Below are 24763 nucleotides of genomic sequence, written 5' to 3'. Positions count from 1 at the left end.
TTAGAACATATTGATAGTAAAAAAGCCGAGGCTAACTCGGCTTTTGATAATTACAATCCGTTAATAATGTTCAAAGCTTTATTGATTGAGTCTTTTGTTACATCATAATGGGTAGTGAACCGAACAATCTCAGGGCCAAATGTAGATACTAATACTCCATTTCCCTTAAGTAACGCAGCAAATTGTGCCGAGTTTACCCCTCTTTCACTTACATCTACTAAGATTATATTTGTATCAACCTGGTTCATTACTTTTATACCTTTTATATTGTTTAATCCTTCTGCTAACATTTTAGCATTTTCATGGTCATAAGCTAATCGTTCAACCATTGTTTGTAACGCTACTAATCCAGGAGCAGCAATAACACCAGCTTGTCTCATTCCACCACCTAGTCTTTTTCTCCATTTACGTGCCCGTTGGATAAACTGATGACTGCCCGCAATAATTGAACCAACAGGTGCACCTAAACCCTTCGATAAACAAAATTGAACAGTATCTGTATACTTGGCGATATCACTTACTGGACGCCCTAGAGAAACCGCTGCATTAAATAATCTTGCCCCATCTAAATGAACAGGGATGTTGTGAGTAGCTGCAACTTCATAAATCTCTCTCATGTTATCTATAGGAACTACAGCTCCACCGGCGCGATTATGTGTATTCTCGAGGCATATTAACCCAGTTTCTGCAGCATGCACATCCTCTTCTTGAATGGCAGCTTTAACCTCCGCCGGGTTCATAGCTCCTCTTATTCCTTTTAAGGTACGTGGCTGTACACCAGCAAAAGCAGAAATGGCAGCCCCTTCATAATTAAAAATGTGAGAGCCTTCCTCAACAATGATCTCGTTACCTGCTCTGCAATGTGTAAGAACAGCAATTTGGTTCCCCTGTGTTCCACTTGTAACAAACAAAGCAGCCTCTTTGCCAAGCATCTGTGCAGCAAACTCTTCAAGTTTATTTACTGTTGGGTCTTCTTGATAAACATCATCACCAACCTCTGCCTCATAGGCCGCTTTTCTCATCTCTGCAGTTGGTCTTGTTACTGTATCACTACGTAAATCAATCATTACCTCTCCCCCTTATCTATTTATATAGTAATACAAAACCCCTCTTTCAATAAAGAAAGAAGGGTTATATACTATTATTTTCCTAAGAAGGATTGAAGCATCCAAATATGTTTTTCTAGACTTTGATGGATAGCTAGTAGCATATCACCAGTTGTTTCGTCATCTACTTCCTCAGCTACCTTCATGCCTTCTTTTAATTCACCTGTTAAAATTGAAAAATCATTAGAAATGGTTGCAACCATCTCCTCGGCATTTTCGCCTCCACCCGCTTCTTTAATTGAAGATGATTCAAGTATTTCTTTCATTGTTGCAACTGGTTGTCCACCTAACGCTAATAGACGTTCCGCTAATTCATCAATATGAACTGCAGCTTCATTGTAGAACTCCTCAAATTTCACATGTAGTGTAAAAAACTGCGGACCTTTCACAAACCAATGATAATTATGTAGCTTAATATAAAGAACACTCCAATTTGCAATTTGCTTATTAACAATTTCAGTTAAGTGTGCTGACATTTATATCTCCTCCTTATTTTTAACATTCCCTCTTTATATACCAAAAAAACATTTCTTTCATTTTTTGTATTGAAGGAAAAATACATAAATTTGTAATTTTTTTGCGATTCATATTTAAAAGTAATGGCAACCATATTTGTCCATGATAAAATATAAGAATAGGAGGGGTAACATGCTTACCATATTAATTATTTCGATCATTATTGTTTTAGTTGTCTTATTCCTTGCCGTTGGAACAACTTCAAAGGCTTACCAATACAAACATACGGTAGATGAACTTGATAAGAATCCAAATATTAATAACGAACAAAACCAACCAAATACTAAGAACGAGGAGTAAAGTAACATGGAAAACAAAGATTTACAGTACTTATGTGAAAACTGGCTGATTGAAGCAACCATTGAGGATTTGCAAGATAAGCTTTCCTCAGGTGAAATAACTTCTAAACAATTGGTACTTATGTATTTACATAGAATTTCTTTATATGATGGTGAGTTGAAATCAGTTCTTGAAATTAATCCTGATGCATTACATTTAGCTGCTGCACTAGATAAAGAGCGAACTATTACTGGGGCTAGAGGTCCCTTACATGGAATCCCAGTTCTCTTGAAAGACAATATCGCTACACATGACAAGATGCACACTTCTGCTGGCTCTCTTGCACTAGCTGATTCTTATGCACCAGCTGATTCACATGTAGCTCACGTCTTACGTGATGCAGGTGCTATCATTCTAGGAAAGACTAATATGACAGAATGGGCAAATTTCATGACGGAAGGTATGCCAAGTGGTTATAGCTCTCGTGGGGGACAAACCTTAAACCCTTATGGACCAGGAAAATTTGATGTAGGTGGTTCAAGCGCCGGCTCTGGTGCAGCAATTGCAGCTAATTTTGCAGCTGTTGCTGTTGGAACAGAAACTTCTGGTTCCATCTTGAGTCCAGCAAGTCAAAACTCACTCGTTGGTATTAAACCAACTGTTGGCCTTGTGAGTCGTACTGGGATAATTCCAATTGCTCATACACAAGACACCGCCGGACCTATGGCAAGAACAGTAAAAGACGCAGCAATTTTATTAACTGCGCTTGTTGGAACTGACTTTGAAGATTCAATCACACTTACTGGTGATGATTTAGCCGAGGTTGACTTTACGAATTACCTAGATGTAGATGGATTGAAGGGTGCACGCATAGGGGTAGCAAGAGAAGTGTATTTTGATTACCTTAGCGAAGAAAAACGTGTAGTACTCGACAAGGCTATTCAAGAACTAGAAAAACTAGGTGCTGTGATAATAGAGGATGTTAAAATCCCATCAACTAAAAATAAGTGGAGCTATCATGTTTTAACATACGAATTCAAATCAGACCTTAATGCTTATTTACAAAATGTAGACCCACGTTTAAAAATAAGATCCCTTGCAGACGTAATTGCGTTTAACGAAGCAAATGAAGATAAAATGTTGAAATATGGTCAAGTTATCCTGAAAGAAGCGGAGGAAACAAGTGGAACATTAACAGAAAAGGACTACTTACAAGCACTCGAAAATGACCATTATCATTCAACTATAAATGGAATTGATTATGTTCTAAAGGAACATCAACTAGATGCCATTGTATTCCCGAATAATTTTGGAGCAGGAATTCCAGCAAAAGCTGGATATCCTTCAATTACAGTCCCTGCAGGGTATTCTCCAGAAGGAGAACCTGTAGGAATTACATTTACTGGAACGGCTTTTAGTGAACCAACTCTACTAAAACTTGCATATGCATTTGAACAAGGAACAAAATATAGACTCCCTCCTAAGCTATAGAAAAGTAAAAGAGGAATCAATTCGACAGTGTTGTCAAAATCATACATCCCTTTGCAAGTACTACATTTCTCATAAAAGTTAAAAAACACCCGAAGAATAATATCTTCAGGTGTTTTTATTATTATCCGAATACTTTATGAAGGTCTTCTTTTGATTGTTCTAACCAGAAACGCATTAAACGCTTTGCTCCATCTAAATCATGGAGTTTCGCTTGACCACATTGTGTTTCATTCGCAGCCGGCACCTCAGTAATTTCTACAGCATCCTTCATTGTATCTTCTAGTAAATCAATAATTTCAGATACAGTAGGTTCTCCACTAACTACAAGATAATATCCTGTTTGACATCCCATTGGTGAAATATCAATTATATCAAAGTGATCATATTTTTCTGAGTGCTTACGAATATTAAAAGCTAATAAATGCTCAAGCGTATGGATAGCATCAGGCTTCATTGCTTGTTTGTTAGGCTGACAAAAACGGATATCATATTTATTTACAACTCCATCGGTACCGACTTTGTGTACACCACAATGTCTTACATATGGGGCTTTAACTGCACAATGATCTAGTTCAAAGCTTTCAACTGATGGCATTTTCACGACACTCCCTATATTTTGTTTCTTTTCTATCATAACGTGAAATCCGATTTTTTTCATCTATTTAATTTGAATTTCTACTAAAAAACAATATTGGGCAGCTGTAGTGCTTTTAATGACAACCTATAGTATAGTAGTATAAATACTTAATACTCGTAAGGGAAGTAGACATATGCTTCAATCCATTTTTATTGGAATCATACGATTTTATCAAAAATTTATATCACCTTTAAAGCCACCAACCTGTCGTTTTTACCCGACATGCTCTCACTATGGTCTAGAAGCTATAAAACGATTTGGTCCAATTAAAGGTGGATGGCTTACCATTAAACGCATTCTCAAATGTCATCCGTTTCACCCAGGTGGTATTGATTTTGTTCCAGAAAAAAACGAGGGAAAGCATACTCATTAATGCTCCCTCGTTTTGACTATTTAACTTCTATTGTTTTCTCTATATGCTCGTGGATATCTTCTTTTTCTACATGAACTTGAACATGATATGTACCATTTTGCTTAAAGGTATAGTCTACGTTGTATACCCCACTCTTTTCTTCAGAAGTTTCGATAAACTCATGTTTGTCATTACCTTCAATCCATATTTCAAAACGCACATTCGCATCTTCTAATGGTAATCCTGCTTCCTCTATATATGTTTGTAGCTTGGTTTCTTTATTTACTTCAATTACTTCTTCGAATTGCGTTTCAATAGCTACATGTCCATGGCCATGCTGACTTGTAGGGTGTTCATGTGTATTATTTGAACCTGTTGTTTCCTCTGTTTTCGCGTCTGGAGAACCAACAACAACTTCAACTTTCGGCATATTATGCATACTTCTGGCAGTCACATGTGCTGTTACGTAATAAATAGCATCTTCTTCAAATGTTTTTGTAACAACATACTGACCATCTTTAGAATGTTCTCCCTCAAGAAATTCACTTTCATCCTTACCATCTTGAGAAATTTCAAACTTCACTTCATCAGCATCCTCAACAGCATCTTCGCCCTGAGTTACTGTGGCGCTGATTGTTACTTCATCACCTGGATTTATTGTATCTGGTTGTATTGTTATATCTACTGCAATCGGAATTAATTCTGTTGATCCAGTATCTTTTTCCGTAGTTGTGTTACAAGCTACGAGTCCAAGTGTTAAACCCAAAACTAAAATGACAATTATCTTTTTCATGTCCTCACCTCTATCAATAGAGTACACCAAATGTACATATTATCCTGTGTCTTTTTTATGACATTCTTTTTTACTCATCGTTGCCAAAAGTACCCATGATATAAACGTTTTAATTACACAACTTATTGTAATTGTATCTATCTTCAAACTAGAAAAAGGAGGCTGCTATTCAGACCTCCCTGTTACTGATTTAATATCCTTTTACAACTACATCGAGCAAACCTGTACTTGGGTCAATAACTAACCCGTGTACTGGAACATCTTCTGGTAGTAGTGGATGTTTGTCCACCATTTCAACACTATGCCTAACACTTTCTTCGACACTGCTGAATCCTTCAAACCAACGCCTTAGATCGATACCTGAATACTTTAACGTATCTACTTTTTCTTGAGGTACACCTCGAATATGTATTTTTTCTAACAGACTCTCTGAGTTAATATTACTCATTCCACAGTCATGATGGCCAATAATACATACTTCATTTGCATTTAGCTCATATACGGCAACCAAGATACTTCTCATTACACTTCCAAACGGATGTGTTACAATACCACCTGCAACTTTAATAATTTTGACATCACCGTTTTTTACATTCATTGCTTTTGGTAATAGCTCAATTAGGCGGGTATCCATACACGTAACAATAACCATTCTTTTATCTGGTAATTTAGTCGTTTGAAATTTTTCATATTCCTTATTCTCTACAAACTGCTTGTTATGCTCAAGAATGTTATCAAGTAATTGCATTTTTTCACCTCTTCAAGTTAGTGAGTCTTTTTCAATTTGCTTTTTTTTATAACTTGACCCTATTTTATCAAAAAGGAAATGGAGTTAATATTATTTTTCATTAATATACGAAATAAGTACTATACAAATACCCTATTAAAAATAAAAAGAAAATTTAAAGCTGCTTTCATACTTTGTTCATATTTCCAACACTGGTCTTTAGTTACATGTTTTTTACCACTTTCAATGGGAAAAATAAACCTGCTAGACCATTTCCCAACGAGAGAGGTGTAGTAATTTGGCACAGGATGTTCTTTGTGAGGTTAAAAATTGTCACTATTGGAAATCTGGTAATAAATGTACTGCAGATGCAATATATGTTGTAAGTAGTACAGGTAATACTGCAGCAGAACAAACTGAAACGGATTGTAAAACTTTTGTTCCTGATGGTGAGATTTAATCTAATGTTGAGCAGCTGGTACTACTCTATGTGAGTATCAGCTGCTTTTTTAGTTAATTGGTTTTACTAAAACCTTACCTCAACCTCTAGCACCACACAATTTTAAGAATAAGGATTAAGAATGTGGTTTTTTTTGATAACTGTTTGCTAGTACTTCCTTGGAAAAGCTCAGCAATTTCTTCGCAAAATGGTAATGTATAAGAAGCTTACTATATCCTGTGTGAAAGGCTTTGCAATTGCGTAGTTTTTAGATAACACCTAACTTCGCTTACATGCATACTAATAATTCGGAAACGCAAAAGCACTTTTTAAAAATTATAATTATTCTTAAATCAAATTTATTGACAAAATCTCAAAATGAACATATGATACTCTTAAAAGTTGCATTAAGGAAACATTTATTCGTTTGGACAATAAGTTAGTTGAAAGGAAACATATTAAGTTATATTTTCAGGTCTTTAAGCTTCATTTATATTGCCTTAGGATTAATAAATAAAAAGAAAATTTAATGAGAGGAGAAAAGGCCATGCATGAAAATTTATTACTTGCGTTTGGTCTGACTTTGTTTGCAGGTCTTGCAACAGGAATTGGTAGTCTCTTTGCTCTCTTTACCTCTAGAACAAATACAAAATTCTTATCTTGGACCCTTGGTTTTTCTGCCGGGGTAATGATTTATGTATCAATGATTGAGATTTTTGTTAAAGCAAAAGTTGCTCTTGTTTCAGAAATGGGGGACCAGTTGGGCAATTGGATGACTGTAGGTGGTTTTTTTGGAGGAATGCTTCTTATTGCTTTAATTGATAAGTTTGTTCCAGCAAGTAGCAACCCTCACGAAGTAAAAAAAGTAGAGGATATGACTCAACCCGGCACATCAGTAAATGACTCCTCTTTACTTAAGATGGGAACTTTTACTGCATTAGCGATTGGTATTCATAATTTCCCTGAGGGAATTGCCACCTTTACCTCAACTTTACAAGACCCTGGACTTGGGATTGCAATTGCAGTTGCTGTAGCTATTCATAATATTCCTGAAGGAATAGCAGTTGCTGTACCTGTATATTTTGCAACTGGAAACAGAAAAAAAGCTTTTAAGCTTTCTTTCCTTTCTGGGCTCGCAGAACCAATTGGCGCAATTGTAGCATTTCTAATACTAATGCCGTTCTTAAATGACGTCATATTTGGGATGATTTTCGCAGCAGTTGCTGGAATAATGGTGTTTATATCACTAGATGAGTTATTACCTGCCTCAAAACGATATGATAGTGGCCACCTGTCTATCTATGGCTTAATTGCTGGAATGATTGTGATGGCGCTAAGTCTGTTATTGTTTATTTAATACTTCTTTCTCTAAAGAGCCAGCATTAAACTGTTGGCTCTTAATTATTATAGTTAAGTAAGTAACTGGTTTATAATCCGAAGAGTCTCTTTGTCACTTCCACTTGGGATTTGATAAGTTTGTTGATAAGACTCGTGTCCTTTCCCAGTTATAACAACCCAGTCTCCTTTTTGTCCTGATGTAACCGCATATTTAATTGCGAGTGTGCGGTCAGGAATCACTAATCCGTGTTCTTTGCCACTTTTGTTCTGGATCGTTACCAATTCCTGCTCCATTTGTCGTGGCGTTACTAAATTTAAATCATCAAACGTCAGAATATATTTATCGCATAGTCTAGCCGATACCCTAACCATTTCGTCCCTTTTGCTAACGTCCCTATTTCCTCTAAAACCAAAGACATGTATAACTCGGTTAGAATCACAGGATTTTACTGCTTCTAAACAATAAAAAATAGCTTCAGGTGTGTGTGCATAATCAATTACAGCGGTTACACCGTTCTTCAAATGTATGATTTCAAATCTACCAGCTACACCGGGGAAACAATCAATTGCTTTTACTATTTCATCTCTTCCCACACCTAAATGATGACTAGTCACATATGCCATTGCAGCGTTATATAAATTATGTATACCAGGTAAAGGCATCTTGATGAAAAAATCGTCTGAATCCTGTTTGAACTTCATGGGTACGTGAGAGCTCATGCTCAAGGATTGCTAACGAGTTTGTTACCTCTCTTCCGATTGAAATGACCTTTTGATTTTTTCTGTTTGTGAAGGACGTGAGTATTCTGTTTCCGTAGTGATCATCGGCATTTATGACCGCTACACCATCAGGCTTTAACTTATCAAATAATTTCTGTTTCGTGTTAAAGTATTCTTCTATAGAAGAATGATAATCGAGATGGTCATGTCCCAAATTTGTAAATAAACAATAATCAAACTCTATTCCCTCAATTCGATGCTGCGCAAGTCCGTGTGAGGAAACCTCTAGAATTACAATTGGGTCATTACTTTGCTGTAAAAGTTTATGTAACTCTAATGTACTAGGTGTTGTTTGTGAAGCAGGCTGAATATTACCATTAATAATATTTTGATTTGTTCCTATGACAGAACAGGTTATTCCTTGTTCTTCCAGGACATGTCTAATTAAATAACTTGTCGTTGTTTTGCCATTTGTACCTGTTATTCCTATCATTACTTTTCGCTTAGATGGATTATTGTAGTAATTCTTCGCTAACATACCTAGGGACTTTCTTGAATTTGTTACCTTAAAATATGGTACAGTAAGTGAGTCAGTATCTCTCTCGCCTATTATTGCTAATGCCCCAGCCTTTATAGCATCGTTAATAAAATCATGTCCATCTTTCTGATATCCGCTTATAGCAACAAATAAGTCACCTTTTGATATTTCAGAGGAATTGTCAGTTATTCCCTTTATCTCATAATCAAGTAACTCACTGGATATTTCATTTAGTAAGTCAATATTTGTAATTAAATCCTTCAAATTCATCCAGTAAACTCCTCACATGTCTTTATGACCAGTGCATCTCACTCTATTTTATAGAGTTAAACAAACCCATAAAAAACATGTAAGGAAATCTTTTTTATTTTTCAACCCGATTGATTATGTAGTCTTTTTTTGATTAAATCATTCAAACGTTTTACTAACCTTTGTTATTTTTCTAAGATGTTCGCGATTTACTTCGTAACCAATTCCTGGCTCTCTGGGAACCTTAATAGTGCCATTTTCTACTATTACACTAGGATTGATAATATCCTTTTCCCAGTACCTTGAAGATGCAGAAATATCTCCTGGTATCGTAAAGTTTGCTAAACTAGCCAATGCAATGTTATGAGCTCTTGATATACCTGTTTCAAGCATTCCTCCGCACCAGACAGGGACATTCTTTTCTTTACAAAGGTTATGAATTTGGATAGCCTCTGAAAGTCCTCCAACTCGTCCGATCTTAATATTGATCATTTGGCAACTTCCCAACTCAATTGCTTTCCGTGCATCATCAAGTGTGACAATACTTTCGTCTAGACAAACTGGAGTAGTAATCTCTTGCTGAAGAGTGGCATGGTCAACAATATCATCTGCTCCTAATGGCTGTTCAATCATCATTAATTCAAATTCATCAAGCGATTTCAACCTAGCGATATCATTTAGAGTATAAGCTGAATTTGCATCAGCCATTAATGGAACGGTAGGGAACTCTTTTCTTATCTGTGAAAGAAGTTTGACATCCTGACCAGGTTTTATTTTTATTTTTATTCTCTTATACCCTTCTTCAAGATGTGATTCTATTTTTCGTAATACTTGGTCTATCGTGTGAATACTGACAACAACCCCTGAATCTATTTTCTCTCTAGTACCTCCTATAACGTCAGAGAGTGGCAAATTCTGTTTCTTCGCATACAAATCCCATATTGCTGTTTCAACACTAGCCTTGGCCATATTATTTCGTTTAATATTTTGGGATATAGATTGAAAAGTAGCCGGATGTTCAATTGTAGTCTGCAATAGTGATGGTAATATGAAGTCTTCAAGCATATGCCAAGTTGTTTTTATGGTTTCCTCTGTATACCATGGGGTAGAAAAAGCTACTACCTCTCCCCAGCCAACCGTACCTTCATCATCCTCAACTTCTACTATAATGCTTTCCCTCACATTTACACTTCCCATACTAGTTACAAAAGGAGAGAGAAGAGATTGTTCAATTAAATGGAGTGTTACTTTCTTTATATTCATTTACAAATCATTCCTTTATGAGTTCCAATAGCTTTCGTCTCATTAGCTTATTTGAAGCGTTTCTAGGAAGTTGCTCTACAAAGTAAATAGACTTTGGAACTTTATAACGTGCTAATCTGTCACTACAATAGTCTTTAAGCTCTTGTTCGCTTAGAATTTCATTATTAGCAGACTTTACAAAAGCCACAGGGACTTGCCCCCACTTTTCATCCGAAAGCCCTGTTACACCTGCTTCTGAAATCATAGGATGTGCTAAAAGAACTGATTCAATTTCCGCAGGATATATATTTTCTCCGCCTGAAATGATGAGATCTGAGCGGCGGTCAACTACATATAAAAAACCTTCCTCATCTAAATACCCCATATCGCCAGTATGTAACCAGCCTTTAATTATTGTTGAATTGGTTGCGTCAGGTCTGTTAAAATAGCCTTTCGTAACATTCGGACCTTTTACAACGATTTCCCCAACTTCAAATGGCTTTGCTTTCTTTCCATTCTTCTCAATAAAAAGTTGCACCTGAAAAAGAGGCTTTCCAGCAGAACCGAGCTTTGTAATACTGTATTCTGGTGACAATGTGACTACTTGTGATGCTGTTTCAGTCATTCCGTATGTTTGGTAAACAGGAATATCTTTTTCTATGCAGGTTTCTAATAATGGTTTTGGTGCCGGCCCTCCACCTAACAGCATACATCTGAATGTGCTTGGATATCGTTGATTTTCTAATTCATCCAGCATTCGTGTGACCATCACACTTACTACTGATACTATTGTAACACCGTCATGAATAATCGCATCATTTGCCTTTATAGGATCAAAACCTTCATGAATTATAGCTGGTACTCCATAAATTACACTACGATATAGAATTGATAATCCACTAATATGGAAAAGTGGTACTACTACTAACCAGCAATCATCCTGATGAAGACCTAAATTCAAACTCGACCCAACCGCACTCCACCAATGATTCCCGTATGTATGAATGACTCCCTTTGGATTTCCGGTAGTACCCGAGGTATACATAATTGTGTCAGGATCTTCTAAAGAGAAAAACTCCTGTACTTCACATTCCCCCTCTGGGAGTTTATCCAGCACATCTGTTTCTATTGTTTTTACAATTAAATTCGCAACCTGTTTTTCAAAGAAAGATTGTGTTATAAGCAGTGAAGATTGTGAATCGGATAGCTGAAAATCTAATTCCTTTTCAGTTAAGCGGATATTTAAGAGAACCGTTATAGCACCGATATACTTTAGTGCATGTATTATTTCAATCATTTCAATACTATTTTTCATCAAAATAGAAACGACATCGTTCTTTTTTACCCCGACATACGCAAGTTGATTTGCTTTAGTCATAACTCGTTCATGTAAGTTCTTGAATGATATCTCTTCATTATTTACTTTTATTGCAATCCGATTAGGAGTTAAAAAAGCGCGGTTCTTCAACCAATTCGGAATCTCTGTTGTACTCATATATTTTAATCCCCTTACTAAATGTTTCTTTTATGTAAAAAAAGCTTGATGAGGGCTCATCAAGCTGTACTTTTTATTAAGGAAAACGTGGGAATTGCTTAAAGTCAGGTGTACGCTTTTCTTTAAATGCGTCACGACCTTCTTTTGCCTCGTCTGTTGTATAGTAAAGTAATGTAGCATCACCAGCAAATTGCTGTAGTCCTGCCAACCCATCAGTATCTGCATTCATAGCAGCTTTTAGGAAACGAAGAGCAGTTGGACTTTTCTCTAGCATTTCTTCACACCATTTAATTGTTTCAGCCTCAAGTTGCTCTAAAGGTACAACTGTATTTACAAGTCCCATATCTAATGCTTCTTGTGCATTATATTGGCGACATAAATACCAAATTTCACGAGCTTTCTTATGACCAACAATACGTGCTAAATAACCTGAACCATAACCAGCATCAAAGCTTCCAACTTTAGGACCAGTTTGTCCGAAGATTGCATTGTCAGCAGCAATAGTAAGGTCACATACTACATGTAAAACATGTCCTCCTCCAATTGCATAACCTGATACCATTGCTATAACAGGTTTTGGAATAACACGAATTAAACGCTGTAGATCAAGTACATTTAAACGAGGAATTTGGTCGTCTCCAACATATCCCCCATGTCCACGTACCTTTTGGTCACCACCTGCACAAAATGCTTCGTCCCCTGCACCAGCAAGAACGATTACACCAATATTAGAATCATCTCTAGCGTATGCAAATGCATCAAGTAGTTCCATTACTGTTTTTGGACGAAATGCATTTCGCACCTCTGGACGGTTAATCGTAACTTTTGCAATACCATTGTATGTTTCATACAGTATGTCTTCATACTTACGTTCAGCTACCCATTCAACTGTCACTAGCTTGTCCTCCTTTTATGTACTAATATATGTAGATTGAGTATGGATCATATTTGATCGAATACAAACTCAATTACTATTTTACCAAAAATCTCTGGCAGTTCCACATGAATTGCATGACCTGCATCTTTTATTTTCTTTACAGTAGCATTTGGTATAGTTTTACTCATGTTATCTGCAAGTAAACAAAACTTTGAATCGAACTCTCCACATATTAATAATGTGGGGACAGAGAGTGTTGAAAGTTGCTCCCAATATGACGGCTGTGAACCAGTTCCCATTCCTCGTAAGCTATTAGCTAGACCTAGTGGATTATTACGCAGCCTTTGACTTCGAATATTGTCCCGTTTTTCTACAGATAACCTTTTTTGTGAGGCAAATAACGGAATTCCCTCCCAATGGGATACAAACTCTTTAATACCCTTTTCTTCTATCATATTGGCCAGTATTCTGTCTAACTCGATTCTACTTTCTCGCTCTTCTTCGTTACGTAAACCGGGCGAACTGCTCTCTAATATAAGAGAAGACACACGCTCCTGATATAACAGTGCTAATGCTAATGCAAGTCTACCCCCCATAGAATATCCAAGTACATTAACTTTTTTAAAATGAAGAGAATCGAGTATCATAATTATATCTTTAGCAACCGTTTCAATAGAATATCTTTCATAATTGGAAGGACTGTCTGTTTTACCATGTCCGATAATATCTACTAATACACACGTGAATTTCGTCTCAAAACCCTTAATCAATTCATCCCAGTTACCAATGCTTCCTGTAAATCCGTGAAGAAGTAGAAGCGGCTCTCCTTGTCCAACAATTCTAACATTATAGTTGACACCATTAGACACAATATTCATGTTATCTTCCACTCTTGAATAAGTTATTTATTTCCTGGGAAACATTTTCCCACATTTTTCGATGAATCAAGACATTTTCCGCACGGTCAGTTCTTACTTCAATAACCTGAAATCCTTTTGATTGAAGCGAATCAGCAATAGCAGTTCTAAACTGATGCCAATGAACAACTTCAGTAAATTTTCCTCCATACATTTCTACAACATGCTTATACTCCAAACCAAGTGGAGTACCAAATAATAATTCAAAATGCTTTTCTTCAGTTGATTGAGGTAGAAAAGAAAAAATGCCTCCACCATCATTGTTAATTAACACAATAGTGATATTAAGCTTATGCTGTTTTGCAGCTAGCAAGCCATTTAAATCATGGTAAAACGAAAGATCTCCAATTACTAACACTGTATTATCATTTTGAGAGCTGACACCCATTGCTGTTGATACAATACCATCAATGCCGTTAGCACCTCTATTAGCCATTACTTTTATTGATTTATCGTTTGTTGTAAAGAAGCTATCAATATCACGAATAGGCATTGAATTTCCGACAAATAAAGTAGACTGGTTTGGTAGAACTTCTTGTAACTCAGTAAACACTTTTCCTTCGAATAAAGTCTCTTCAGTATGTATGTCTACTATATGTTTTTTTACAATATCATTTACTTGTTTCCATTTTTGAATCCACTTTGATTCTTTTTTCTTTTCTATTCCATTAGACAGCATGTTACAAAAAGCCACTTCGTTGCAATACACCATATCTGATGCTGTTAAAGTTGGATCTCTCCATCCACCATCACCGTCAACAATAATGTGAATTGCCTTTTCGTGCTTTTGAATGTACTGTGTTAACGCTTTTGACACTGGCATTGCCCCAAATCGAATGATTGCCTCTGGAACAAATTCTTCTTTATATCCTTCATTACGTAAAAATGCATCATACCCATCGATAATGTTGGAATGTGAATGATAGCCACTTCGTAACTGAGACAATGGATCTGCTAGAATTGGAAATTGCAGTTGTTCCGATAAACTAGTTACTGCATGTGTCAATTCTGGATCATCATGTGCCCCGCAAACAATTATCCCATGCTCAACATTTTCAAGTGATAAAATAAACTGGTTAATTTTATCCTCATCAATTTGCGGAGAGCCTACAACTACATTCACATGGCGTCTATTCCCCTCAGCTTCTCCCCAAAGATTATCAAGTCCTAAATTCGGAACGAGTGGTTCACGAAATGGAAAATTCAAATGTACAGGTCCAGCTGGTGCAGACATGGCAGTACCTGCTGCACGTCCGGCAACAGTTCTTACATATGCTAGCATCTTTTCATTTTCTTCAGGTATTGCCGCATCAATAAACCATTTTACAAAGTTCCCATACATTTGATTTTGGTCAATAGCTTGAGGAGCTCCAACGTCCCTTAATTCATGTGGTCTATCCGAAGTAATCACAATCAATGGAACTCTCGAATAAAACGCTTCTACAATCGCTGGGTAATAATTTGCTGCAGCAGTTCCAGATGTGCAAAGAAGTGCAACTGGTTCTTTTTTTGCTTTTGCAACCCCTAATGCGTAAAAAGCTGCAGAGCGTTCATCAATGTTAACGGTAATGTTCATATTCGGATGCTCTGCCATTAAAATCGCCATCGGTGTTGAACGTGAACCAGGACTAACGATTGTTTCTGTTACCCCGACACGTACCAATTCATCAACAAATGAAGCAACATATCGAGTTAATGCATTACTTTTCATCACTTTGTCCTCCTAATGCTGAAAGCATCGGCTTAAACTTAATCATCGTTTCTTTATATTCACTTTCAGGCTCTGAATCCCCCACAATACCACACCCAGCAAATAACGAGGCATTTTTTCCTTTTACTAAACCTGAACGGATAGCAACTGCAAATTCTCCGTTATCCTTTGCGTCAATCCATCCTACAGGACTTCCATACCATCCTCTATCTAGTACTTCAATTTCTCTAATAATTTCTACCGCTTTTTGCTTAGGCTGTCCACCTAAAGCTGGAGTAGGATGAAGTCTATCCACCATATTTACTAGCGAAATACCTTGCTTTGCTATCCCTTTTACAGGGGTGTATAGATGCTGAATATCTCTCATTTTATAAATTCCAGGTGTATCTGGAGAAGAGATACTAGTACAAACTTCGTTCATAGCCGATTTTATCATTTGCACCACTACATCATGTTCTATTAAATTTTTCCGATCACTTAGCAATTCGTTTTCTAGCTGTTCATCCTCTGAAAGTGTCTTTCCTCTACGAATTGAACCAGCTAAACAGGTGGTCAAAAATTCCTGATCCTCTTTCTTAATCAGCCTTTCGGGAGAAGCTCCAACGAAACAAGACTTTCCATATTCAAAAGCAAATAAATAACTCATAGCTTGTTCTTCCTTCAATTGATACAAAACACTCTCAATCGAAATACTACTTTCAAATTGAAGTCTCATCTCCCTTGCAAGCACAACCTTTTCGACAACTCCGTTTTGAACCTTCTCAGCTGCACTTCTTACGGATTCCATCCACTCTGTTGGTTCGACTTCAATCCTTTTATATCCTGAGACTTGCTTACTATGTTTGCTATTGATATTTTCAATATGTTTTATAAAATCCTCAAATGCTTCATAACGTGTAGGTAAATCTGAATTACAAACTACATTTATCGTTAAAAAGGATTTCCCATTAATAATAGAGAGCATTAATTGAGGTAATACAAACTTAACGTCTGGGAAGTCCTCCCACAATACAGTTTTAGGTTTTAACGGATCGAATGAAAATCCACCTAATAAAAGTGGCCCTGTCCCATAAGGTGCGTAATCTTCAATAAGCAGTGCATTTTTTAAAAATTCTTTCCAGCTCTGCTCTACAAAAGGAAACCGCTCACTAGTAGTCTTTTGATTAATTGTAAATGCTTCTCCAAGTCCAACTATTACAGTATCAAGAGTGGGAGTTGCCCAAAAACTACGAGTCCCAAAGGTCTCATTCTCCCCAGCAGCAAAGAACAACAGGGGGTCGATGCTCTTTATCTCCGTCACTTGACTAACAAGTACTGGAGCGGTGAGCTCCTTTGAACGTGCTATTCCTTTTTTTACATACTCCTTCAAGCTTCCATGCTGTATCATTACCAACTTAATCCCCCCGAAAACGTAACCTCTATATTTGTCTAAGTCATATATAGTATACCATTAACATTATTTTTAACTGTTTATTTAAACTTACATACATATAATGGCTTGTGGCCAGATATTTTTCGAAATTATATAGAAAATGTTAAATAGTCTGTAGTGTAAGCATCATTATTTAATAATAACATTTCCCGCTTAGTTAAGCTAAAACATTGTCACCAATCATGATTCTACCATACCATTTTGCCTATGACTACTTACTTACTTCCTTATTATAATGCTTACGGCACTCTATTAGTCTGGACAAAAAATCAATGTAAGCTTATTTATGTCTTTTCTGTTACATTAAACCATTGACAGTCCTTGTCCAATTAACTAAACTTTAGTGTGGATATACATGACTTGGATTTAGAGAGGGGAAAGTCATTTATGCAAACACAACTACAATCAAATCAAAAGCTTTCAAATAAACAAACGAATTTTCAGGTATGGTGGAGACTTATGCGCCCGCATACTCTTACAGCGGCGTTTGTTCCGGTATTACTAGGTACTACACTTGCTTTTTTAGAAACGAACATAGATGTTCTTTTATTTTCAGCTATGTTAATAGCCAGTCTCCTGATTCAGGCTGCAACTAATATGATTAACGAGTATTTTGACTATAAACGTGGACTTGATACTGAAGAATCTGTAGGAATTGGTGGTACAATTGTCAGAGATGGTGTAAAACCAAAGGTAATTTTAAATTTAGCATTTGTGTTTTTTGGTATTGCAACTTTATTAGGTGTATATATATGTATGAGCAGTAGCTGGTGGGTTGCTTTAGTAGGATTAATTTGTATGGCTGTTGGTTATCTATATACTGGTGGACCACTTCCTATTTCCTCTACACCATTTGGAGAGTTAGCTTCTGGTTTATTTATGGGTGTTATCATTATCCTATTGTCATTCTTTATCCAAACTGGATATGTATCAGCTATTAGCGTGTTAATCTCGATCCCAATTATGATTTTAGTTGGTGCAATTAACATGTCGAATAACATTCGTGACCTTGATGGCGATAAAAAAAATGGGCGTAAAACCTTACCAATTTTACTAGGTAGAAAAAACGCAATAAAATTTCTTGCAGTGTTGTTTTTAATTTCTTACGCTTGGATTATTGTTTTAGCACTTATGGGTACATCTACATTATGGAGTTTACTTGCTTTAGCAAGTATTCCAAAAGCTGTTCAAGCTGTAAAAGGATTCATTGGCAAATCAGAACCAATTCAAATGATGCCTGCCATGAAGGCAACAGCTCAGACAAATACTTTCTTTGGGTTATTATTATCAATTGGATTATTTATAGGCTATTTCATGTAAAACACGATTAACTAATCGTGTTTTTTTAATTCCTAATTTTTATACATGAACTTTTTTACATTTATGATTTTGATTTTTAAGCAAATAATACATATATAACAATGAGTAATTTGTTTGAAAACTTACTATGGAAGGAGTGCTTTTGATGTTAACAAATGAGCAATTATCAACCTTCCGTTCCCAGTTGATAAACGCAAAAAACGAGGTTAATGAACTGCTAAGGGACAGTGACCATTTTGATTTAGAACGTGGTCACTATCATGAATCTGTTGGAGAACTGTCAAGCATTGATAATCACCCGGCAGATGAAGCAACAGCATTATATGAACGTGAAAAAGATATTGCCTTAAACGAACATATAGAAAAAGAATTAGAAGACATTGAATATGCCCTACAAGCAATTGAAAATGGGACATATGGTAAGTGTGAAAAATGCGGAAAAGATATTCCTTTTGAAAGATTACAAGCAATCCCTACTACAACCTACTGCGTTGAACACAGCCCAACACAAGTGGTTTCGCATAATAGACCGATTGAAGAAGGTGTACTAATGCCTCCTTTTGGCAAGTTTGAATTAGACGAACAAGACGCAGAAACTTATGATGCAGAGGATTCTTGGCAGGATGTAGCAAGATATGGTACTTCTGAATCACCTTCCGACCTAACTAATTCTGTAGATCATTATAATGAAACTTATATTGAATCCGACGATATAGTTGGCTATGTTGAGGATTATGAAAACTTTATTGCAACAGATATAGAAGGTAAAGAAATAACTGTCTATCCAAACCATCAGCATGAAAGATATGAAGAAGTGCTAGATGAAGAAGGAATCATGACTATGTTTGGCGACCTTCCACCTTATGAGAAAGAACCTTATACAGAAGATGAAGCCGAGAATTAAGCTAAAAAAGAAGCAGTGAAAAACTTCACTGCTTCTCCTATCTTATTTAGAGGGTTTAAGTACTAACTTATGACTCCCTTCCATGAACTTTTTATCATCCATATATGTGATGTGATAGTTACCAGTTGTCCAATCAGTCACTTGATTATGATAATATTTACTTAACACATGTCCTGATTGACCGGGCCCGACCACATTGTAACTCTCCGCAATATTAGCAATATCTGTTACAGATCGCCATGCAGCACCATGAGTTACCGCTCCAGTTTCCCGATTAAAATTTGCTGCAGCTACTGTAATAGCACTTCCCCCCATAGGTGTGGGACTCTTAAAGTTAAATAAGTAATTAAGTGGCTTTATAGACGAAAGAGGATGCTTAAATGGTACCGCATGATAATCCCCCCATACCCACTTAGTTGGTGCATCTCCTTGTCGTTCTATTGCTTTATCCACTGCTCTTTGAAAGGATTCAAATGTTACTTCTTCTAAACCGCCCGCTTCAGTTAACCATATACCTGCATCCCCTTCAACTGCATCCCTGATCATTTGGTCTACTATTTGTGATTTCCCCTCAAATAAATCATCTACTTCTTCAGGAATATGCTCTTCAAATAAAACATTTGCAAACTCGGTCATCCATTGATGGAATACCAATGGTTGGCTATTTTCCTTTCGATCTACATAATCCCATTCTTCAAAAAGCTTCACTACCTCTTTATCTACGTCTCTTAACTTGCTTTCTCTAGCTTTCAATGCATTTAGTAACATAGGGACAAATTCTTCTGCTTGCAGGTTATGTTGATCAAATTGTAGAGTTAGCATATCTTCTACAGTAACCACATCTTTAGTGCTTAATACATCACGAATTCGTTGCTGTCGATATGGTTGTGCCCATGTATTCGTAATATGATATGGATAGTCATCTGTTACAATTTTGTTATTAGCAGTAGAGATAAATCCTTCTTCTGGGTTAACAATTGTCGGTAGTTCCTCCCAAGGAATATATCCCTCCCATTTATATTCATCTGTCCAGCCGGGAACAGGAACTGAGCTATCACCTTTCTTCCGTATTGGAATAAGTCCATTTGCTCGATACGCAATTGTTCCATCTGTAGAAGCAAATACAAAGTTCTGAGCTGGGGTATGGAAAAACGTAAGTGCTTCTTTAAATTCATCCCAATCCTTTGCTTTATTAAAAAGTAATACAGCCTCAAGTTCTGTTGAAGGATCTAATGCAGTCCATCGAAGAGCCAAAGCAGTATCCTCTTTATTGTCATGTGTGAATTCAGATATTATTGGACCGTGACGTGTAACCTGAACCTGATATGGAATGGTCTCGCCATCCTTGACCTTTATAGGTTCTTCAATAACGGTTGCATCTTCCCATTGCCCCAAATATTCGAATTGATTTGGGTTATCCGGATTTCTTTTTTCAATATATAAATCTTGAACATCAGGTCCTACATTGGTAACACCCCACGCAATTTGTTCATTTCTTCCTAAAATTATACCAGGTACTCCTGCAAAAATTACTCCACTAACATTTACATCTGGGCTTTCTAAATGACTTTCATACCAAATAGATGGAGTAGCCAGGCCTAAATGTGGGTCATCGGCTAATATGGGAAGTCCTGATTGAGTTTTCTCTCCACTTACAACCCAGTTATTACTTCCATTAAACTCATCTGGAAATTGTATAGTTGCTATACTTTTAGTAATATCAATACTATTTTCTTTAAGGGCTTGTAAAACTGTTGCTCCATCTTCTGGATATGTAGGGAATAGTTCTAACACCTTTTCATCCGAAAAATGCTGAGACATATAATAACGAAATGCTTGTCCTTTATAATGGCCCCCAAGGTCATACGCCATATATTTACCAATAGTAAGAGAATCAATTGGACTCCATGCAGTTGGTTCATATCCAGCAAGTGTAAACTCAACAGGTAACCTATTTTTGTCCTTTGCTTCTTCAATAAAAGCATTTACCCCGTCTGCATATGAGTGTAATACCTGCTTCGCTTCCTCAGAATATATCTCGTAAGAATCAATAGCAGCCCTTCTTAATCCTAGTGACCGGTAATACTTATCTTGATCTACCAAAGAAGCCCCAATTACTTCACTTAATTCACCAGATGCCTGTCTACGACTTAAGTCCATTTGAAATAAGCGATCCTGTGCTGTTACATATCCTTGTGCGAAATACAAATCATGACTATTATCTGCTAGAATATGTGGTACTCCATTTTCATCTCGATACACTTCAACTTCTTGTTGTACACCTTCTACTAAGACCTCACCTTCAACAACCGGTAAACTTTTTCGTAAAAATAAATAACCAGCGAAAATACTTCCAACTAACAATGCAAGCAAAATAATACTAGTTAGTAAAAGTGCACTCCATCGCTTTTTCCTTGGCCAAAATGACCTTTTTACAATAACCTCTGTACCCATAACTTCCCCCTTAGTAATCGTTTACAAATTATTGTAAGAAAATTCTAATTTATATTATAATTGTTAATCTGCTATTTGTCATTGCAAAAGAAATGTGAGAAACAACAATCTTCTATATAAAACGCAGAAAATGAAAAATTTTTTATACTAATTATTTCTCTTTAATAAAGGTTGATACTACATAGGTAGCGAATTATTTAAGGAGAAATCTAAAAAAATAAGGAGGAAGAATTTAAATGAATGCTCATGAAATTGAGTTCAAGTTACATGGTGATGACATGCAATTTGTTGAAATTGAACTAGATCCTAGTGAAAGTGTAATTGCTGAAGCTGGCGGGATGATGATGATGGAAGATGGTATCTCGATGGAAACCATTTTTGGAGATGGGTCGAATTCCGGTAGTACTGGTGGATTATTTGGTAAAATCTTAGGTGCAGGGAAAAGAGTTCTTACTGGTGAAAGTTTATTCATGACTGTATTTACAAATAATCATTCAGGAAAAAAACATGTCTCTTTCGCTGCTCCTTATCCCGGCAAAATCATACCTGTTGATTTAAGCGAACTTGGTGGAAAAATAATATGCCAAAAGGATGCCTTTTTATGTGCTGCAAAAGGAGTTTCAGTAGGAATAGAGTTTCAACGTAGATTAGGAACCGGATTCTTTGGTGGTGAAGGATTCATTATGCAAAAGCTTGAAGGTGACGGTTTAGCCTTTCTACATGCAGGCGGGACGATACATAGAAAGGACCTACAACCTGGAGAAGTTCTACGAATAGATACAGGATGCTTAGTAGCTTTGACAAAAGAGGTTGATTATAATATAGAGTACGTCGGTAAAGTCAAAACTGCTTTCTTTGGTGGAGAGGGATTATTTTATGCTACTGTAAGAGGACCTGGATCGGTTTGGGTGCAGTCATTACCGTTTAGCAGACTTGCTGATCGTATTTTTGCAAGTGCACCAAAAAATGGTGGGAACTCTGGCGAAGGAAGTATACTAGGCGGGATAGGTAATTTGCTAAATGGTGATAACAGATAATAAAAACTTGGCGGCCTTTATTTAGGTCGCCATTATTATTATGTTAAATACACACTTACACACGCCCCTAGATCTATAGGTTTAAAAGCTAAGCATTGCCTCGAGTAACCTATCTAATTAATTTCAATTCAATTTACTCTATACAAAAAGAATTAATTAGATTATTATCTAATTATATAATTATCTAAAAAGGAGATTATATAAAATGATAAGTCTCATAAAAAGTGACCAAAACAAAATAGAAATAGAAAAAAACATAATGAACTCAAATCCCTACTTTAATTTTATATCGATTGGAAGGGAAGAATTAACTGACGACGACTTACGTAAAGATCATCTAGAAGATAAGCAAATTAATAAAGAACGATATTTAGTAACATATCATGATAAGCATGTAGGAATTCTTGAATATACGATGTACAATCCCAATGACCATGCTCCCTGGCTTGGGCTCTTGGTTATCGATAAAAAGTATCAAAACTTAGGATTAGGACAATTGGTATACCAAGAATACGAACAAGAAATGATAAAAAGAAAAGCAACTGAAATAAGATTGGGTTGTTTAGTAAAAAATACAGAAGGATTTAAATTTTGGAGTAAACAAGGTTTTGCAACTTATAAAGAGATTTTATTTGATGAGAAACCTTTATATTGTTTAAAAAAGCACTTAGGTAATAAGTGATGGGCATAAGATAAGTTCAGACTGGAAACCTAAGAATGGAGGTGTTGAAATGAAACGAAAGTCAGAGGATATTGACTATAAGGGTGATGCACCATTATTTGAAGCACCAGATGATAAAATTCTTGCATTTGATATGTTTCGAGGTCCATCACCTGGTATCTTTTCAGATGTTGACCTTGATAACCCTGGAAGAAAGATTGAAGAAGATATAAATAATCAAGATTAGAGCACCTTTTATGAGGTGCTATTTTTATGGAATAAAATAAAAAGCGCCATGAGAATTTCTCATAACGCTTGATGACCCGTACGGGATTCGAACCCGTGTTACCGCCGTGAAAGGGCGGTGTCTTAACCGCTTGACCAACGGGCCAAAATATAAAGATAAGTATCTGGCGGAGAAGGAGGGATTTGAACCCTCGCGCCGCTTACGCGACCTACACCCTTAGCAGGGGCGCCTCTTCAGCCACTTGAGTACTTCCCCAGAATGGCTCCACAGGCAGGACTCGAACCTGCGACCGATCGGTTAACAGCCGATAGCTCTACCACTGAGCTACTGTGGAATAAAAACTATGGTGGGCCTAAATGGACTCGAACCATCGACCTCACGCTTATCAGGCGTGCGCTCTAACCAGCTGAGCTATAGGCCCATTGATAAAAATTGGAGCGGGTGATGAGAATCGAACTCACGACATCAGCTTGGAAGGCTGAGGTTTTACCATTAAACTACACCCGCATTAGACTTGTTTATTTACTTTTATTAGTTCTATATATACTGGCCTTACATGTCCCTTCCTCTAAAAGATAATTCAGAGAAGTGAATCCGTCGGAACAACTCGAAGCTTATTCAGTGTAGTAACGCTCGTGGCTGAGGTTTTACCATTAAACTACACCCGCATATATAATAAGGGGCGGATGATGGGAATCGAACCCACGAATGTCGGAACCACAATCCGATGCGTTAACCACTTCGCCACAACCGCCATTAATTAAGTTTTATTGAAAGAAAAAAGTGGCTCAGGACGGAATCGAACCGCCGACACAAGGATTTTCAGTCCTTTGCTCTACCGACTGAGCTACTGAGCCATTTTTTTATATGGCGGTCCCGACCGGGATCGAACCGGCGATCTCCTGCGTGACAGGCAGGCATGTTAACCGCTACACCACGGGACCTTAATTTGGTTGCGGGGACAGGATTTGAACCTGCGACCTTCGGGTTATGAGCCCGACGAGCTACCAGACTGCTCCACCCCGCGATAATAAAAACTATATTGTAAAGCCATGCGCTATGTTAGCATATGACTGTCCCTTCCTCTAAAAGATTAATCGAAGAGGCAATATCCGTCGGGACAACTCGCAGATTATTCATTGTAGCAACGCTCGTTGCTCCACCCCGCGATAATAAAAATTGTATTATTACAAGAAAAAAATAGTGGCGGAGGAAGAGGGATTCGAACCCCCGCGGGCTTTAACACCCCTGTCGGTTTTCAAGACCGATCCCTTCAGCCGG

General features: G+C 36.9%; 24 protein-coding genes and 9 tRNA genes. 10 read left to right on the top strand and 23 right to left on the bottom strand.

Going from position 1 to position 24763, the window contains the following annotated elements:
• Positions 1-50 precede the first annotated feature (50 nt).
• Complete coding sequence (gene ltaE, locus AB3M96_RS17250) at positions 51-1067, bottom strand: low-specificity L-threonine aldolase (protein WP_412968873.1); 1017 nt, start codon at positions 1065-1067, stop codon at positions 51-53.
• Between the two features lie 74 nt (positions 1068-1141).
• Positions 1142-1582 (bottom strand): Dps family protein, encoded by a 441-nt coding sequence (locus AB3M96_RS17245; protein ID WP_412968872.1) that lies wholly within the window; start codon positions 1580-1582, stop codon positions 1142-1144.
• Between the two features lie 172 nt (positions 1583-1754).
• On the opposite strand from AB3M96_RS17245, the gene ytzI reads away from it, so the two are divergent.
• On the top strand, positions 1755-1922 hold the full coding sequence (gene ytzI / locus AB3M96_RS17240) for a YtzI protein (protein WP_412968871.1): 168 nt from the start codon (positions 1755-1757) through the stop codon (positions 1920-1922).
• A 6-nt stretch (positions 1923-1928) separates the two neighbouring features.
• Positions 1929-3392 (top strand): amidase family protein, encoded by a 1464-nt coding sequence (locus AB3M96_RS17235; RefSeq protein ID WP_412968870.1) that lies wholly within the window; start codon positions 1929-1931, stop codon positions 3390-3392.
• A 121-nt stretch (positions 3393-3513) separates the two neighbouring features.
• Here AB3M96_RS17235 and AB3M96_RS17230 read toward each other — a convergent pair whose 3' ends face one another.
• Positions 3514-3987: an S-ribosylhomocysteine lyase gene (locus tag AB3M96_RS17230; protein WP_412968869.1), complete on the bottom strand. Its 474-nt coding sequence runs from the start codon at positions 3985-3987 to the stop codon at positions 3514-3516.
• A gap of 175 nt (positions 3988-4162) precedes the next feature.
• Here AB3M96_RS17230 and yidD point away from each other — a divergent pair, with 175 nt between their 5' ends.
• On the top strand, positions 4163-4402 hold the full coding sequence (yidD, locus tag AB3M96_RS17225; RefSeq protein ID WP_412968868.1) for a membrane protein insertion efficiency factor YidD: 240 nt from the start codon (positions 4163-4165) through the stop codon (positions 4400-4402).
• Positions 4403-4418: 16 nt separating this feature from the next.
• Here yidD and AB3M96_RS17220 read toward each other — a convergent pair whose 3' ends face one another.
• Both AB3M96_RS17220 and AB3M96_RS17215 read right to left on the bottom strand, forming a co-directional pair.
• Complete coding sequence (locus AB3M96_RS17220) at positions 4419-5174, bottom strand: FixH family protein (RefSeq protein WP_412968867.1); 756 nt, start codon at positions 5172-5174, stop codon at positions 4419-4421.
• 190 nt (positions 5175-5364) lie between these two features.
• Entirely contained in the window at positions 5365-5922 is a 558-nt protein-coding gene (locus tag AB3M96_RS17215) for a beta-class carbonic anhydrase (protein WP_412968866.1), read from the bottom strand.
• Between the two features lie 277 nt (positions 5923-6199).
• Between AB3M96_RS17215 and AB3M96_RS17210 the strand changes: the two genes are divergently transcribed.
• Both AB3M96_RS17210 and zupT read left to right on the top strand, forming a co-directional pair.
• The gene (locus tag AB3M96_RS17210; protein ID WP_412968865.1) at positions 6200-6361 is read left to right on the top strand and encodes a DUF1540 domain-containing protein; all 162 of its coding nucleotides are present in this window, start codon (positions 6200-6202) and stop codon (positions 6359-6361) included.
• 526 nt (positions 6362-6887) lie between these two features.
• Positions 6888-7697, top strand: a complete 810-nt coding sequence (zupT, locus tag AB3M96_RS17205) for a zinc transporter ZupT (protein ID WP_412968864.1) — start codon at positions 6888-6890, stop codon at positions 7695-7697.
• A 53-nt stretch (positions 7698-7750) separates the two neighbouring features.
• Here zupT and AB3M96_RS17200 read toward each other — a convergent pair whose 3' ends face one another.
• The 8 genes from AB3M96_RS17200 to AB3M96_RS17165 all read right to left on the bottom strand — a co-directional run bounded on the left by AB3M96_RS17200 (position 7751) and on the right by AB3M96_RS17165 (position 16814).
• The gene (locus AB3M96_RS17200) at positions 7751-8341 is read right to left on the bottom strand and encodes a glutamate ligase domain-containing protein (RefSeq protein WP_412968863.1); all 591 of its coding nucleotides are present in this window, start codon (positions 8339-8341) and stop codon (positions 7751-7753) included.
• Complete coding sequence (locus AB3M96_RS17195; protein WP_412968862.1) at positions 8319-9206, bottom strand: Mur ligase family protein; 888 nt, start codon at positions 9204-9206, stop codon at positions 8319-8321. The genes AB3M96_RS17200 and AB3M96_RS17195 overlap by 23 nt, the downstream gene beginning before the upstream one ends.
• 138 nt (positions 9207-9344) lie before the next feature.
• Complete coding sequence (gene menC, locus AB3M96_RS17190; RefSeq protein ID WP_412968861.1) at positions 9345-10448, bottom strand: o-succinylbenzoate synthase; 1104 nt, start codon at positions 10446-10448, stop codon at positions 9345-9347.
• Positions 10449-10455: 7 nt separating this feature from the next.
• Positions 10456-11922: an o-succinylbenzoate--CoA ligase gene (locus tag AB3M96_RS17185; RefSeq protein WP_412968860.1), complete on the bottom strand. Its 1467-nt coding sequence runs from the start codon at positions 11920-11922 to the stop codon at positions 10456-10458.
• A 76-nt stretch (positions 11923-11998) separates the two neighbouring features.
• Positions 11999-12817: a 1,4-dihydroxy-2-naphthoyl-CoA synthase gene (menB, locus tag AB3M96_RS17180; protein ID WP_412968859.1), complete on the bottom strand. Its 819-nt coding sequence runs from the start codon at positions 12815-12817 to the stop codon at positions 11999-12001.
• A gap of 47 nt (positions 12818-12864) precedes the next feature.
• Positions 12865-13677 (bottom strand): 2-succinyl-6-hydroxy-2,4-cyclohexadiene-1-carboxylate synthase, encoded by an 813-nt coding sequence (gene menH / locus AB3M96_RS17175; RefSeq protein WP_412968858.1) that lies wholly within the window; start codon positions 13675-13677, stop codon positions 12865-12867.
• 1 nt (position 13678) lies between these two features.
• Positions 13679-15427 carry a 2-succinyl-5-enolpyruvyl-6-hydroxy-3-cyclohexene-1-carboxylic-acid synthase gene (gene menD, locus AB3M96_RS17170; RefSeq protein ID WP_412968857.1) on the bottom strand — a complete coding sequence of 583 codons (1749 nt, stop codon included), beginning with the start codon at positions 15425-15427 and terminating at the stop codon, positions 13679-13681.
• On the bottom strand, positions 15417-16814 hold the full coding sequence (locus tag AB3M96_RS17165; RefSeq protein WP_412968972.1) for an isochorismate synthase: 1398 nt from the start codon (positions 16812-16814) through the stop codon (positions 15417-15419). Before AB3M96_RS17165 ends, menD begins: the two co-directional genes overlap by 11 nt.
• Before the next feature lie 432 nt (positions 16815-17246).
• On the opposite strand from AB3M96_RS17165, the gene AB3M96_RS17160 reads away from it, so the two are divergent.
• Together AB3M96_RS17160 and AB3M96_RS17155 are read left to right on the top strand one after the other, a co-directional pair.
• A complete protein-coding gene (locus tag AB3M96_RS17160; protein WP_412968856.1) occupies positions 17247-18179 on the top strand; it encodes a 1,4-dihydroxy-2-naphthoate polyprenyltransferase in 933 nt (310 codons plus the stop codon).
• 145 nt (positions 18180-18324) lie between these two features.
• On the top strand, positions 18325-19083 hold the full coding sequence (locus tag AB3M96_RS17155) for a TraR/DksA C4-type zinc finger protein (protein WP_412968855.1): 759 nt from the start codon (positions 18325-18327) through the stop codon (positions 19081-19083).
• Positions 19084-19125: 42 nt separating this feature from the next.
• Here the strand turns inward: AB3M96_RS17155 and AB3M96_RS17150 are convergent, their stop codons facing one another.
• Complete coding sequence (locus AB3M96_RS17150) at positions 19126-21537, bottom strand: penicillin acylase family protein (protein ID WP_412968854.1); 2412 nt, start codon at positions 21535-21537, stop codon at positions 19126-19128.
• 236 nt (positions 21538-21773) lie between these two features.
• Between AB3M96_RS17150 and AB3M96_RS17145 the strand changes: the two genes are divergently transcribed.
• The 3 genes from AB3M96_RS17145 to AB3M96_RS17135 all read left to right on the top strand — a co-directional run bounded on the left by AB3M96_RS17145 (position 21774) and on the right by AB3M96_RS17135 (position 23482).
• A complete protein-coding gene (locus tag AB3M96_RS17145) occupies positions 21774-22574 on the top strand; it encodes a TIGR00266 family protein (RefSeq protein ID WP_412968853.1) in 801 nt (266 codons plus the stop codon).
• A 205-nt stretch (positions 22575-22779) separates the two neighbouring features.
• Entirely contained in the window at positions 22780-23256 is a 477-nt protein-coding gene (locus tag AB3M96_RS17140) for a GNAT family N-acetyltransferase (protein WP_412968852.1), read from the top strand.
• Positions 23257-23305: 49 nt separating this feature from the next.
• Positions 23306-23482 carry a hypothetical protein gene (locus AB3M96_RS17135; protein ID WP_412968851.1) on the top strand — a complete coding sequence of 59 codons (177 nt, stop codon included), beginning with the start codon at positions 23306-23308 and terminating at the stop codon, positions 23480-23482.
• A gap of 72 nt (positions 23483-23554) precedes the next feature.
• On the opposite strand, the gene AB3M96_RS17130 is transcribed toward AB3M96_RS17135, so the two are convergent.
• The 9 genes from AB3M96_RS17130 to AB3M96_RS17090 all read right to left on the bottom strand — a co-directional run bounded on the left by AB3M96_RS17130 (position 23555) and on the right by AB3M96_RS17090 (position 24509).
• Positions 23555-23626 (bottom strand) — tRNA-Glu (locus tag AB3M96_RS17130).
• Positions 23627-23646: 20 nt separating this feature from the next.
• Positions 23647-23737: transfer RNA gene (locus AB3M96_RS17125), tRNA-Ser, on the bottom strand.
• Positions 23738-23741: 4 nt separating this feature from the next.
• Positions 23742-23816 (bottom strand) — tRNA-Asn (locus AB3M96_RS17120).
• Positions 23817-23826: 10 nt separating this feature from the next.
• Positions 23827-23903, bottom strand: a tRNA-Ile gene (locus AB3M96_RS17115).
• Between the two features lie 12 nt (positions 23904-23915).
• A tRNA-Gly gene (locus AB3M96_RS17110) sits at positions 23916-23989 on the bottom strand.
• Positions 23990-24163: 174 nt separating this feature from the next.
• A tRNA-His gene (locus AB3M96_RS17105) sits at positions 24164-24236 on the bottom strand.
• 30 nt (positions 24237-24266) lie between these two features.
• Positions 24267-24339 (bottom strand) — tRNA-Phe (locus tag AB3M96_RS17100).
• 11 nt (positions 24340-24350) lie between these two features.
• A tRNA-Asp gene (locus AB3M96_RS17095) sits at positions 24351-24426 on the bottom strand.
• 6 nt (positions 24427-24432) lie between these two features.
• Positions 24433-24509: transfer RNA gene (locus tag AB3M96_RS17090), tRNA-Met, on the bottom strand.
• Between the last annotated feature and the right edge of the window lie 254 nt (positions 24510-24763).

It is taken from the genome of Ferdinandcohnia jepli (genome assembly GCF_047246645.1).
In the GTDB taxonomy this organism is placed as follows: domain Bacteria; phylum Bacillota; class Bacilli; order Bacillales; family Bacillaceae_L; genus Ferdinandcohnia.
The sequence above is the reverse complement of the archived record's forward strand: the minus strand, read 5'-3'. Positions and strand labels throughout refer to the sequence as shown.

Bases quoted from the DNA above. Each gene is read 5' to 3' on its own strand.
- ltaE (WP_412968873.1), bottom strand. From the start codon at position 1,067: ATGATTGATTTACGTAGTGATACAGTAACAAGACCAACTGCAGAGATG.
- AB3M96_RS17245 (WP_412968872.1), bottom strand. From the start codon at position 1,582: ATGTCAGCACACTTAACTGAAATTGTTAATAAGCAAATTGCAAATTGG.
- ytzI (WP_412968871.1), top strand. From the start codon at position 1,755: ATGCTTACCATATTAATTATTTCGATCATTATTGTTTTAGTTGTCTTA.
- AB3M96_RS17235 (WP_412968870.1), top strand. From the start codon at position 1,929: ATGGAAAACAAAGATTTACAGTACTTATGTGAAAACTGGCTGATTGAA.
- AB3M96_RS17230 (WP_412968869.1), bottom strand. From the start codon at position 3,987: ATGCCATCAGTTGAAAGCTTTGAACTAGATCATTGTGCAGTTAAAGCC.
- yidD (WP_412968868.1), top strand. From the start codon at position 4,163: ATGCTTCAATCCATTTTTATTGGAATCATACGATTTTATCAAAAATTT.
- AB3M96_RS17220 (WP_412968867.1), bottom strand. From the start codon at position 5,174: ATGAAAAAGATAATTGTCATTTTAGTTTTGGGTTTAACACTTGGACTC.
- AB3M96_RS17215 (WP_412968866.1), bottom strand. From the start codon at position 5,922: ATGCAATTACTTGATAACATTCTTGAGCATAACAAGCAGTTTGTAGAG.
- zupT (WP_412968864.1), top strand. From the start codon at position 6,888: ATGCATGAAAATTTATTACTTGCGTTTGGTCTGACTTTGTTTGCAGGT.
- AB3M96_RS17200 (WP_412968863.1), bottom strand. From the start codon at position 8,341: ATGCCTTTACCTGGTATACATAATTTATATAACGCTGCAATGGCATAT.
- AB3M96_RS17195 (WP_412968862.1), bottom strand. From the start codon at position 9,206: ATGAATTTGAAGGATTTAATTACAAATATTGACTTACTAAATGAAATA.
- menC (WP_412968861.1), bottom strand. From the start codon at position 10,448: ATGAATATAAAGAAAGTAACACTCCATTTAATTGAACAATCTCTTCTC.
- AB3M96_RS17185 (WP_412968860.1), bottom strand. From the start codon at position 11,922: ATGAGTACAACAGAGATTCCGAATTGGTTGAAGAACCGCGCTTTTTTA.
- menH (WP_412968858.1), bottom strand. From the start codon at position 13,677: ATGAATATTGTGTCTAATGGTGTCAACTATAATGTTAGAATTGTTGGA.
- menD (WP_412968857.1), bottom strand. From the start codon at position 15,427: ATGAAAAGTAATGCATTAACTCGATATGTTGCTTCATTTGTTGATGAA.
- AB3M96_RS17165 (WP_412968972.1), bottom strand. From the start codon at position 16,814: ATGATACAGCATGGAAGCTTGAAGGAGTATGTAAAAAAAGGAATAGCA.
- AB3M96_RS17160 (WP_412968856.1), top strand. From the start codon at position 17,247: ATGCAAACACAACTACAATCAAATCAAAAGCTTTCAAATAAACAAACG.
- AB3M96_RS17155 (WP_412968855.1), top strand. From the start codon at position 18,325: ATGTTAACAAATGAGCAATTATCAACCTTCCGTTCCCAGTTGATAAAC.
- AB3M96_RS17150 (WP_412968854.1), bottom strand. From the start codon at position 21,537: ATGGGTACAGAGGTTATTGTAAAAAGGTCATTTTGGCCAAGGAAAAAG.
- AB3M96_RS17145 (WP_412968853.1), top strand. From the start codon at position 21,774: ATGAATGCTCATGAAATTGAGTTCAAGTTACATGGTGATGACATGCAA.
- AB3M96_RS17140 (WP_412968852.1), top strand. From the start codon at position 22,780: ATGATAAGTCTCATAAAAAGTGACCAAAACAAAATAGAAATAGAAAAA.
- AB3M96_RS17135 (WP_412968851.1), top strand. From the start codon at position 23,306: ATGAAACGAAAGTCAGAGGATATTGACTATAAGGGTGATGCACCATTA.